Origin of the sequence: Mesorhizobium sp. M7D.F.Ca.US.004.01.2.1 (genome assembly GCF_003997785.1) — a bacterium.
Taxonomy (GTDB): domain Bacteria; phylum Pseudomonadota; class Alphaproteobacteria; order Rhizobiales; family Rhizobiaceae; genus Mesorhizobium; species Mesorhizobium loti.
In genome coordinates this window covers 1-11,137 of record NZ_RZRQ01000203.1, presented here as the reverse complement: position 1 = coordinate 11,137, position 11,137 = coordinate 1, and the positions used below count along the sequence as shown (strand labels likewise).

Annotated in this window: 13 protein-coding genes and 1 pseudogene; 5 read left to right on the top strand and 9 right to left on the bottom strand. The window is 63.6% G+C overall.

Annotated features, from left to right (window positions below; all coding sequences use genetic code 11):
* The first annotated feature begins 56 nt into the window (after positions 1 to 56).
* A complete protein-coding gene (locus EN993_RS23645) occupies positions 57 to 725 on the top strand; it encodes a DUF1007 family protein (protein WP_109659327.1) in 669 nt (222 codons plus the stop codon).
* Positions 722 to 1,915 (top strand): nickel/cobalt transporter, encoded by a 1,194-nt coding sequence (locus EN993_RS23640; RefSeq protein WP_127264962.1) that lies wholly within the window; start codon positions 722 to 724, stop codon positions 1,913 to 1,915. The genes EN993_RS23645 and EN993_RS23640 overlap by 4 nt, the downstream gene beginning before the upstream one ends.
* A gap of 25 nt (positions 1,916 to 1,940) precedes the next feature.
* Here EN993_RS23640 and denD read toward each other — a convergent pair whose 3' ends face one another.
* From denD to EN993_RS23620, 4 genes are all read right to left on the bottom strand, one after another.
* Positions 1,941 to 2,918, bottom strand: coding sequence for a D-erythronate dehydrogenase (denD, locus tag EN993_RS23635; protein WP_109659323.1), 978 nt, complete (start codon positions 2,916 to 2,918; stop codon positions 1,941 to 1,943).
* 16 nt (positions 2,919 to 2,934) lie between these two features.
* Positions 2,935 to 3,147 carry a hypothetical protein gene (locus EN993_RS23630; RefSeq protein ID WP_082583170.1) on the bottom strand — a complete coding sequence of 71 codons (213 nt, stop codon included), beginning with the start codon at positions 3,145 to 3,147 and terminating at the stop codon, positions 2,935 to 2,937.
* A gap of 89 nt (positions 3,148 to 3,236) precedes the next feature.
* A complete protein-coding gene (locus tag EN993_RS23625) occupies positions 3,237 to 4,214 on the bottom strand; it encodes a cation diffusion facilitator family transporter (protein ID WP_127264961.1) in 978 nt (325 codons plus the stop codon).
* Positions 4,215 to 4,241: 27 nt separating this feature from the next.
* On the bottom strand, positions 4,242 to 4,928 hold the full coding sequence (locus tag EN993_RS23620; protein WP_127264960.1) for a GNAT family protein: 687 nt from the start codon (positions 4,926 to 4,928) through the stop codon (positions 4,242 to 4,244).
* Positions 4,929 to 5,011: 83 nt separating this feature from the next.
* Between EN993_RS23620 and EN993_RS23615 the strand changes: the two genes are divergently transcribed.
* Positions 5,012 to 6,196 (top strand): pyridoxal phosphate-dependent aminotransferase, encoded by a 1,185-nt coding sequence (locus tag EN993_RS23615; RefSeq protein WP_127264959.1) that lies wholly within the window; start codon positions 5,012 to 5,014, stop codon positions 6,194 to 6,196.
* 151 nt (positions 6,197 to 6,347) lie between these two features.
* Complete coding sequence (locus EN993_RS23610; RefSeq protein ID WP_127264958.1) at positions 6,348 to 6,722, top strand: YciI family protein; 375 nt, start codon at positions 6,348 to 6,350, stop codon at positions 6,720 to 6,722.
* Here the strand turns inward: EN993_RS23610 and EN993_RS23605 are convergent, their stop codons facing one another.
* The 3 genes from EN993_RS23605 to EN993_RS23595 form a co-directional block, all read right to left on the bottom strand.
* The gene (locus EN993_RS23605) at positions 6,723 to 7,478 is read right to left on the bottom strand and encodes an SDR family oxidoreductase (RefSeq protein WP_109659315.1); all 756 of its coding nucleotides are present in this window, start codon (positions 7,476 to 7,478) and stop codon (positions 6,723 to 6,725) included.
* A 254-nt stretch (positions 7,479 to 7,732) separates the two neighbouring features.
* A complete protein-coding gene (locus tag EN993_RS23600) occupies positions 7,733 to 8,470 on the bottom strand; it encodes a tellurite resistance TerB family protein (RefSeq protein WP_109659313.1) in 738 nt (245 codons plus the stop codon).
* 113 nt (positions 8,471 to 8,583) lie between these two features.
* Positions 8,584 to 9,513 carry a rhodanese-related sulfurtransferase gene (locus EN993_RS23595; protein ID WP_127264957.1) on the bottom strand — a complete coding sequence of 310 codons (930 nt, stop codon included), beginning with the start codon at positions 9,511 to 9,513 and terminating at the stop codon, positions 8,584 to 8,586.
* 191 nt (positions 9,514 to 9,704) lie between these two features.
* On the opposite strand from EN993_RS23595, the gene EN993_RS23590 reads away from it, so the two are divergent.
* A complete protein-coding gene (locus EN993_RS23590; RefSeq protein WP_127264956.1) occupies positions 9,705 to 10,343 on the top strand; it encodes a 2-dehydro-3-deoxy-phosphogluconate aldolase in 639 nt (212 codons plus the stop codon).
* A gap of 87 nt (positions 10,344 to 10,430) precedes the next feature.
* Here the strand turns inward: EN993_RS23590 and EN993_RS23585 are convergent, their stop codons facing one another.
* Entirely contained in the window at positions 10,431 to 10,622 is a 192-nt protein-coding gene (locus tag EN993_RS23585; protein WP_127264955.1) for a hypothetical protein, read from the bottom strand.
* A gap of 167 nt (positions 10,623 to 10,789) precedes the next feature.
* Positions 10,790 to 11,137 (bottom strand): annotated as a pseudogene (locus tag EN993_RS23580) (peptidase M15); the annotation flags it as partial.

The window sequence follows — 11,137 nt, the reverse complement described above, 5'->3', positions numbered from 1 at the left end:
CCCCCTTTCTGGTAACTCTCGACATCTCTCCGAGGCCGATGGAATCGCGACCGAGAATGCACCTGAAACGGCACGCTATCATGCTGGCTTCGGCCTTGGCGGCGACCTTCGCCGCCACTGGACCAGCTGAGGTGCACCCGCACGTCTTCGCCGAGGCCCGCCTTGACGTGATCCTCTCCCCGGATCACCAAAGTGTGAAAGCGCTGCGTCACCTCTGGCGCTTCGACGATCTGTTTTCCTCGACGGTGATGATGGAGTTCGACAAGAACTCCGACCTGAAGCTCGACGACAAGGAGCTGAAGGAGGTCGCCGACACCGTCCATGCCTCGCTGGCCGAGTTCAATTACTTCCAGCTCGTCACCGTTGACGGCAAGGACGTGGCGATGACACCGCCGCCGCATCTGATGGCCAATTTCGACAACGACCAGTTGATCATCCTGTTCGAATCCGAGCCGAAGGTGCCGATCAAGCTCAACGGCAAGATCGACATCGGTGTCTACGACCCGACATTCTACACCGCGATCGACTTCACCGAGGATTCCAACATCACGGTTGAAGGCCTGCCGTCGAATTGCACCAGCAAGGTGATCCGTCCGGACCCGGACGAGGCGATCAAGGAAAACCAGAAGACCCTCACCGATGCCTTCTTCAACGATCCGACCGGCACCGACATGAGCAAGATCTTCGCCACCAAGCTCGAACTGACCTGTCAGCCAGAAGGATGAAGCCGGTGACGAAACCGTCCCTGCGTTTGGCATTCGGCCTGTTGGCCGTCACCGTTGTCATGATGCATTTTGCCAACGGCGCCCATGCCCAGAGTTCGCTCGGCATCGGCGTCAATGACGGTATGGCGCCCACCACCGGCCCGTTTGCCCACATCCTGATGTGGATCAATCTCAGGCAGCAGGAATTCTATCGCGCGCTGGCAACGGCGATGAAGGCGATGCGCCAGGACGGCAGCAAGATCTGGATACTCGTCGGCCTGTCCTTCGCCTACGGCATTTTCCATGCCGCCGGCCCCGGCCACGGCAAGGCGGTGATCTCGTCCTACATGGTGGCCAACGAAGTGGCGCTGCGCCGCGGTATCCTGCTGTCCTTCGTCTCGGCACTGCTGCAGGGCCTGACCGCGATCGCGGTGATGCTGCTCGCTTATTTCGTCCTGCGCGGCACCACCGTCTCGATGACCGACGCGGCCTGGTTCATGGAAATCATGAGCTATGTCTTCGTCACCATCTTTGGCGCCTGGCTGCTGTGGCGCAAGCTCGGTCCTTCCATCCTGCGCCTGTTTGGCAGGGGACCCGCCTACAGCCTGTCGGCGGCTCATGCCGGTCATTCTCATGGTGGCCATTCGCATGGCGGCCACTCGCATGCAGGTCATTCGCATGCGCTGCAGGTGCATGACGATCACGCCCACGCGCATAGCCATTCCCACGATCATCACGACCACGGCGCGCATGATCACGTCCATGATCACGCCACACACGATCACGCCACACACGATCATGCTCATCACGATCACGCGGCGGGTGAGGTCTGCGACACCTGCGGTCATTCGCACGCACCCGACCCGGCACTGCTGTCGGGCGATCGCTTCGACTGGCGCACGGCCTGGTCGGCGGTGGCGGCGGTGGGCATCCGCCCCTGCTCCGGCGCGCTGATCGTGCTGAGCTTCGCACTTCTCAACGGGCTCTGGCTCGGCGGCCTGCTGTCGGTGCTGGCGATGTCGCTGGGAACCGCGATCACCGTTTCGGCGCTGGCCACACTCGCGGTGACCGCCAAGAACTGGGCGGTGTATTTCGCCGGCGACGGCCGCATGGGCAACCGCATCCACTCGATCGTCGAGATCGGCGGCGCGGCCTTCGTGTTCCTGTTCGGACTGTTGCTGCTATCGGCAAGCCTGGCGACCGGCGGATGATGCCCAGCGCCGCGAGGCTCGGAGTTTAACCCGCGACCTTGCCGCCGAGCTCATCCTCGATATGCGCGCGGATGATCTCGTCAAAACTCTTTTCGGCGCTGAACCCAAGTTCCCTCGAGCGCCGCGCCTCGAACCGCGTCGGCCAGCCCTTGACGATCGCCCAGATCGTCGCGTCCGGCTCCTCGCGGATCAGTTTCACCACCTTTGGGCCGGCGATGCGTTCCAGCGCCTCGATCTGCTCGCCAACACTAACGGCGACGCCAGGCATCGTCAGGTTGCGGCGCGGCCCGACGGCGCTGCCGTCGATTCCTGCCGCATGGATCAGGAAATTGACCGCCGAACGCGGACTGGCGTGGGTGTGCACGACCGAGCGCGGCACCGGCAGGATCGCCTCGTGGCCGCTCAAGGGCTCGCGGATGATGCCGGAGAAGAAGCCCGAGGCCGCCTTGTTCGGCTTGCCGGGTCGCACGCAGATGGTCGGCAGCCTGATGCCGATGCCGTCGAAGAAGCCGCGCCGCGTGTAATCAGCCAAGAGCGCTTCGCTCATCTGCTTCTGCGTGCCGTAGGAAGTCAGCGGCGTCGGATGGAATTCGTCCGGTATGACATCCGGGAACGGCGCGCCGAACACCGCGATCGACGAGGTGAAAACGACACGCGGCGCAAAGCCGGCCAGCCGGATGGCGTCGAACAGCGCTCGCGTGCCGTCGAGATTGACGCGGTAGCCTAGATCGAAATTGGCTTCCGCCTCGCCCGACACGATGCCGGCGAGATGGAAGACAACATCGGGACGCGACGCGACCAGGCGCTCGGCAGCACCCGCCTCGGCGAGGTCCCCGGTGTGGAGGGTGACGCTGACGCCGTCCATGCCAGGTGCCTGCGGCGGCACGATGTCGTGCAGGTCGAGCGCGGTGATCTTGCCGCCGCGCAGCGTGCCGTCCTTGGCCAACCGGGCGATGAGCTTGCGGCCGACCATGCCCGCGGCGCCAGTGATCAGAATGCGCATGTCGAAAATTCCTTGCCTACTTGCCCTGGTTTTTACGCTGGTTGCGGGCCCGCAGCCAGAACACCGAGAAAAACGCCAGCACGAAGACGATGCCAAAGGCGCCGGCCAGCACGGTCGAAAGGCTGCCGAGAGCCAACATTACGGTCGGCAGATAGTAGGCGCCGATACCGAACAGAAGCATGATCCATACTGCGGCGATAACAGCATTCCTGGTGTCGCGGTCCATCACGCCACACCAGGGCAGCGGGTGTTCATCAAGCTGGTTTTCAAGGTCTTGCAACTCCTGCGGCAGGACCAATCGACATCAATCGATCGGTCCTAGTGATGGTGGTCGTGACGCGCGGCCGCGTCATGCTCGTGCCCGTGGTCGTCGCCATCGTCGGCGCACTGTCCGAATTCCGATTCCACGGTGGCATGGCTGATGCCGTGCTCGCTGGCAAGTCGCTTCTTGACGGCGCTGACCGCCTGATAGGCATCGACGCTCTCCTCGAGGCAGGCATGCAGCGTCGCCATGTTGCTGGTACCGTCAAGCGACCAGACATGCATATGGTGCACTTCGCGCACCCCCACGACCGTCGCCTCGATGTCCCTGGCGATCAGATCGCGGTCGAGGCTTGGCGGCACGCCCTCTAGCAGGACATGAGCGGCTTCACGCATCAGCGACCACGCCGTGTACAGGATCAGCAGCGAGACCAGGACCGACAGGATCGGGTCGATCGGCGTCCAGCCGGTCGCCAGGATGACCAGCGCCGCAACGATGGCCGCGGCCGAGCCCAGCAGGTCGCCAAGCACATGCAGGATGGCGCCGCGCATGTTGAGGCTCTCGCGGTCGCCGCCATGCAGCACGAAGAACGAGCCGATATTGACCAGCAGACCAAGGATCGCCACCGCCAGCATCGGCCCGCCAAGCACCGGCGTCGGCGCCTGCAGGCGCCCCCACGCTTCATAGACGATCCACAGCGCGATGACGAAGATGGCAATGCCGTTGGTATAGGCCACCAGCGTCTTGACCCGGCCGAAGCCGTAGGTGAGGCGGCCGGTCGCCGGACGCCCCGCAAGATGAAACGCATACCAGGCAAGGCCGAGCGCGATCGAATCGGCGAGCATGTGGCCGGCATCCGCCAGCAGCGCCAGCGACCCGGTGAGGATGCCGCCGAACGCTTCGGCAACCATGAAGCCGCCGGTCAGGCAGGCTGCGATCAGAACGCGTTTCTTGTCGGTCGAGCCATGCACATGACCCGGCCCATTATCGTGCCCAGTGTGATCATGCCCGCTGTGATCGTGGGTAAGCGCCAATGGCAAACTCCCGTTACGCGCCTGATCTCACGCCCCAAACTGCGCGCGAAAATCCTCGAACCGTCGCCTCTGCTGGCCGTCGCCATCGAAATTGGCCGGATCGAGCCACGCTTCATAGGCTTTGCGTAGGGCCGGCCACTCCTTGTCGATGATCGAATACCATGCCGTATCGCGGTTTTCACCCTTGACGATGAGATGCTGGCGGAAAATGCCTTCGAACTTGAAGCCGAACCGGTCGGCCGCCCGCTTCGAGGGCTCGTTGCGGTTGTTGCACTTCCATTCGTAGCGGCGATAGCCAAGCTCGTCGAAGATGTATTTCATGAACAGGAACTGCGCTTCGGTCGCTCCCGGCTTGCGCGAGATGAGTGGCCCCCAATAGATGTTGCCGATCTCGATGACGCCGTAGGCTGGATCGATGCGCATCAGCGTCTGGCGTCCGGCGACCTTGCCGCTGGCCTTGTCGATGACGGTGAAGAACAGCGGATCCTCGCTGGCCTCGACCTTGTCCAGCCACGGCTGGAAGGCGGCGCGCGTCTCCGGCGGATAGTCGGGCAGCCAGGCGAAGCGACCCTCCACATCGGACACGGAGGACGCTTCGTAGAGGCCGTCGCCGTGTTTTGCAGCGCTCAGCGGCTCAAGCCGGACATAGCTTCCGTCGATGGCCTTGCGCTCGGGCCGCGGACGCGGTTGCCAATCCTTGAGATTTTCCGACACCGAAAGCTCCAATCCGTTTGACTTTTGCGGCCCGAGGCTCACAAAAACGCGACCCAACAGCAAGAACCACACGGACGGGAAAAATGCTCCACACGATTTCGGCCTTCGACCGTCTCGGCGAGGAAAACGCCTTTGCCGTGCTCGCGAGGGCCACGGCGCTGGCCCAACAAGGCCGCGACATCGTCAATCTCGGCATCGGCCAGCCCGACTTCAAGACGCCGCAGCACATCGTCGAGGCGGCGATCAAGGCGCTGCGCGACGGCCACCACGGCTACACGCCGGCCAATGGCCTGCTGGCAACGCGCGAGGCGGTGGTGCGGCGCACGCTGACCACCACCTGTGTCGAAATATCGCCCGAAACGGTGATGATCCTGCCCGGCGGCAAGCCGACCATGTTCGCCGCGATCCTGATGTTCGGCGAGCCTGGCGCCGAGATCCTCTATCCCGATCCGGGCTTCCCCATCTACCGCTCGATGATCGAGTTCACTGGCGCCGCGCCTATTCCCGTGCCGATGCGAGAGGAGAACGGCTTTGCCTTCTCCGCCGAGGAGACGCTGGCGCTGATCACCTCGAAGACCAGGCTGTTGATCCTCAACTCGCCGGCCAATCCGACCGGCGGCGTCACGCCCCGTGCCGAGATCGAGAAACTGGTCAAGGGGCTGGAGGCGCATCCGCAGGTCGCCATCCTTTCCGACGAGATCTACGACGTCATGACCTATGACGGCGAAACGCATTGCTCGCTGCTCGGCTTTCCCGAGATCCGTGACCGGCTGATCGTGCTCAACGGCTGGTCGAAGACCTGGGCGATGACCGGCTGGCGCATGGGCTGGTCGATCTGGCCGAATGGCGACAGGGGCGCCCATCTCTACGACAAGGTGCGCAAGCTGGCGGTCAATTGCTGGTCTTGCGTCAACGCGCCGAGCCAGTTTGCCGGCATCGCGGCCATCGACGGCCCGCAGGACGATGTCGACAAGATGATGCGTGCCTTCGACCGCCGCCGGAAGATCGTTGTCGAGGGGCTGATTGCCTTGCCCAACATTTCGTGCATCACGCCCAAGGGCGCGTTCTATGCCTTCCCCAACGTGTCGAAGACCGGCTGGAAAGCAAAGAAGCTCGCTTCGGCGCTGCTCGACGAGGCTGGCGTGGCGCTGATCGGCGGCCCCGATTTCGGCATTCTCGGCGAAGGCTATATCAGGCTCTCCTACGCCAACTCCGAGGAGAACATCTTGCGCGCGCTGGACAGGATCGGAACGTTCCTGGCGAAGTGAGCTTCAAAGCGGACCGCTGGCCTCTTTCTGGCGGTTGCGACTGGCGACAATGATGGTGTCATGATCCGTCCGGAGACGCACGGCCAGGGGCTGGGCGTGTGTGTTGGGAACAGCTACGCTCCCTGGATCAGGATCGAAGCAGGTGCCTCAGATGTTCTATGCAATCCTTGCCTATCACGTGGAAGATGCGATCAAGGCGCTGACGCCGCAGGAAGACGCGGCGCTGATGGCCGACCTGCTGAAGATCAACACCCGGCTTCATGAGGCAGGCACGCTTGGACCGTCCGCGCGTCTGGGGGCGACAAACGATGCTTGCACGCTGCGCGGCCCGGGCGACGGTATAATCATCGACGGCCCTTTCGCAGAAACCAAGGAACAGTTGCTCGGCCTCTATGTGGTCGACTGCACCACGAGAGACGACGCCATCGCGATCGCCCGCGACCTTCGCCGCGTCAATCCTACCGCCGTTTACGAGATCAGGCCCATTCTGCTCTTCAAGCCCGGCGTGCCGCTGGCAGGGAAATAACTATCCACGCCCTACAAACGGCATCTTGGTCGCCATCACCGTCATGAACAGCACATTGGCGTCGAGCGGCAGGCTGGCCATGTGGACGACGGCGTCGGCCACGCGCTGAACATCCATAACCGCTTCGGCTGATATCGAGCCGTTGGCCTGCGGAACGCCGACCGTCATTGGCTGCGCCATGTCGGTCAGCGCATTGCCGATGTCGATCTGGCCGCAGGCAATGTCATAGGGCCGGCCATCGAGCGCCAGCGTCTTGGTCAGTCCGGTGATGGCATGCTTGGTCGCTGTGTAGGGGACCGAACCCGGACGTGGCGCATAGGCCGACACCGAACCGTTGTTGATGATGCGGCCACCCATCGGCCTCTGCTTGCGCATGGCGCCGAAGGCGGCGCGGGCGCACAGGAACGAACCGGTGAGGTTGACCCCGACGATATCGTTCCACACCTCGACAGGGATCTCGTCGATCGGCGTCGATTTGTAGCCCATGCCGGCATTGTTGAAGAGCAGGTCGACACGACCAAAGGCCTCAGCCACCGTCTCGAACAGATCGTCGACCTGTTCAGCCTTGGAGATGTCGCAGGCAACCGCCAATGCCTTGGCATCGGTACGGCCGGCCTCGGCCACCGCTGCATCCAGCACGGATTTGCGGCGTCCGCAGAACACCGTGTTCCAGCCGGCCTTGAGCAGTGCCGTGGCGACGCTCTTGCCGATGCCCGTGCCGGCGCCGGTGACGATGGCGGTTCTTTGCTCGGTCATGGCTGTTGTCCTCCGGCAGCGCTGCGCTTGCTCGACTGATTTTCGGGGTTTGGCTCGAGAAAAGAAGGCATCGCAAATGACAGCGGCGATGGCAAGCGAGTCCACCTAGGTCTCGACAAAAAGGGCGGTCATTGGCGACCGCCCTGATCTGAACCGGGCTTGGGAGGAGGAAAGCCGATCCGACTGTGTAGAATGATGCGCTTGCTGAGTTAACGAAAGGTTAACTCGACAAAGGCGGCCTGTGCCGTTTTGGCCTACCAGCGCGGATTGGGTGAGGTCCCCGCCTTGGCTGGCACCTTGGCCGCCGAAACCGTCGCCTCGACATGGTCGACCAGCGCGTCCGGCAGGCCAAGCCGGCCGGCAAGGAGGTCGAGATAGCCGCGCTCGGCGCGTGTGTCGGGATCGATGGTCAGGCGCGACGCTGTATAGAGTTCGAGCTTCTGCGCATCGGTCTTGGCGCCGGCCACCAGCGTGTCGAGCTCGAGCGGACTTGCCAGCTCCGCCATCAGGAACTTTTCGGCATCGGGGCCTATGCCGGCCACGCTGAGCTTGCCGGCGATCTTCTGGCGCTCGTCATCGTCGATATGGCCGTCGGCTTTCGCCGCCGAGATCATCGCCCGCACCAGGGTCAGGGTGAATTCGTCCTCGCCCTGTGGCGCCTGCGACGGGTGGAAGGCGGTGTCCTTGGGCGGCGGCAGCAATTCCGGTTCGCCGGCCGCCGGCGCATCGGCAGGTGCGTTGCCGGCCTTGTAGTTCTGGTAGGCCTTGTAGGCGAGGCCGCCGATCGCGGCCAGTCCACCAAGCTTCACCGCAGCGCCCGTCACCTCGCGGCCGGCGCCGGTTCCGAGCAGCACGGCGGCCAGTGCGCCGGCGGCCAGCGGATTGTCCTTGGCCATCTGCACGGCCTGCCCCGCCTTGTCGCGGACCGTGCCGCTGGTGCCGGGGATTTGCGAACCGAGCAGATCGTCGAGAAGCTTCTTGGGATCGAACATTCAATGCCTCCAGGATTTGCCCGGCCGAACGGGCAGGTTTCGAACGTCGCAGAGGTAAGTCCCGTACCCCAGCATTACAATGACAAACCGTCGCCTTGCCGCGACCCTCGGACCTAAGATCCGATATGCCGGCCCCTGCCCCGTGCCGCGGCGAGTTCGACCTGCCGCTGGCGCTCGGCATAACGCTGACGGTCCTCGTCCGAACGCGCATCGAAGCAATGCGGGCACGAAACACCGGCGGTAAATTTCGGCGACGATCGCTCGCTTTCGGTCAGCGGATGGCGGCAGGCGCGGCAGAGTTCCGCCTCGCCTTCGGCGAGGCCGTGCGACACGGAAACCCGCTCGTCGAAGACGAAGCACTCGCCTTGCCAGAGGCTCTGTTCGGCCGGAACCTCTTCCAAATATTTGAGGATGCCGCCCTTGAGGTGGAACACATCCTCGAAGCCGAGCGACCTGACATAGGCGGTCGCCTTTTCGCATCGAATACCGCCGGTGCAGAACATCGCCACCTTGCGGCCTTCGAGCTCCGCCCGGTGCGCCTCCACCCAGGCCGGGAACTCGCGAAAGCTTGCGGTGGCTGGGTCGATCGCACCCCTGAAAGTGCCGATCGACGCCTCGTAGGCGTTGCGCGTGTCGATGATGACAGTATCGGGCTGCGAAATCAGCGCGTTCCAGTCGGCCGGCGCGACATAGGTGCCGGCGCTTTTGGAAGGGTCGATATCATCGACACCCATGGTGACGATCTCGCGCTTCAGCCGCACCTTCATGCGGTGGAACGGCATTTCCGTAGCAACGCTGTACTTGACCTCGAGGCCGGCGAGCCCTTCGATGGCTTCGAGATAGCCGATCAGTTCGGCGATCGCCGTTTCGCCGCCAGCGACGGTGCCGTTTATGCCTTCATGCGCCAGAAGCAGCGTGCCCTTGATGCCGCGCCCGCAACAGAAGGCAGCAAGCGGCGCCCGCAGCGCCTCAAAGGCGTCGAGCCGGGCAAACCGGTAGAGCGCGGCGACGCGAAGGGGCTGGGATGGATTGGACGGTGTCATTGCCAGAGCAACTAGACGCTCGTAAAAGCCGATTCAAGGCAAAACGGCTCCGGATCCTGTCATGGCCCTGTCGGGGAAGAGCCCGTAAGCTGTCCGACGACGGCGCGTGACAACGCGACGCGACCGGTTTCATGGACAGGCAAACACCTGTCTGCTAATCGGTTGAAATTCCCTAGGATACGGAGAGACAGATGCCCAGCAAGACCGAAAAACTCCTGTCGCTCCTCAACGGCCAGCCGGTCATCCCGGTGCTGAAGATTTCTGATGTCGCCAATGCCGTGCCGCTGGCCCGCGCTCTGGCACGCGGCGGCCTGCCGGCAATCGAGATCACGCTGAGGACCGCCGACGCACTGGAAGCGATCCGGCGGGTGGCTGGTGAGGTCGAGGAAGCCATCGTCGGCGCCGGCACCATTCTCGATAGCAGGCAGTTCGAAGAGGCAGCGAACGCAGGCTCTCGGTTCATCGTCAGCCCCGGCATCACCCGCGAGCTTCTGGCGGCAGCCGCCGACAGCGATGTTCCGTTGCTGCCTGGTGCCATCACGCCTGGCGAGATCATGGCGGCGCGCGAAGCCGGCTTGCGCTTTCTCAAATTCTTCCCGGCCGAGCAGTCGGGCGGCATCGCTTCGCTGAAGGCCTTCGCCTCGCCGCTCGCCGACGTGAAATTCTGCCCGACCGGCGGCATCACCGGCAAGAACGCGGCCGACTATCTCAGCCTGCCCAACGTGGTCTGCGTCGGCGGCTCCTGGGTGGCGCCCGATGACTTGGTCAAGGCCGGCAAGTGGGACGAGATCGAAGCCCTGGCGCGCGCGGCGAGCAAGCTCGCAAAATAAGGCTCTCATCACGGCATGAAAAAACCCGGCCGACTTGCATCGACCGGGTTTGCCAGATGTTTTTACCAGAGCAGCTTTGAGCTGGGGTCAGTTGCAGACCCTGACTTCCCTGACCACCTTGTGGTGGTGCTTCCAGGTCGTGACCAGCTTGGTCCTGCAGTGCTTCTTCATATGCATATGGTCGTTGGTCTTGACGACAATGGTCGCGGCCTGCGTGGGAGCGATGGCCGCTGAAGCGGTTGCCAACGCAATGACCGATGCCAATAGAATGCTCTTCATGGATATCCCCGGGTTTGAACGAACACCGGAGAAACCCTTGAAGAGCCAGGCAGTTCCACCATCACGGCAATGTCAGATCGGCGTGATTGGACCAACGGCGAGCAGTGCGGCCGCGCAACAGAAAGCCGCGCAGGTTGCCCGGCGCGGCTTTGTCGATCGATTGGTCGTCACTTGGTCTGGAAGCGGGCGACCGACATGAACTTGACGGCGTTGCCGGTGAAGCGGTTGGCATCGGCCACCTGGTTGCTCGGCTGGAAGCCGGCAGTATAGACCTCGCTCGGCGGCGTGTGCACGATGCTGTACGCGTAGCCCGGCGCCGTCGTCGAGCTTGAAACGGCGGCGACATGCTCGCCGCTGGTCAGCGCCCAGCGGGCGGCCTGCGGCGCGGCGGCAACCACCATGGCCTTGGGACCTGGCTTCAGGTCGCGGACCGTGGCTCTCGATTCCTTGCGGGTCGTCTTGACGCCGGCACCGATCGCGGCGGCCGGATCGGAGCCGGCCGGGCGGGCAACGAC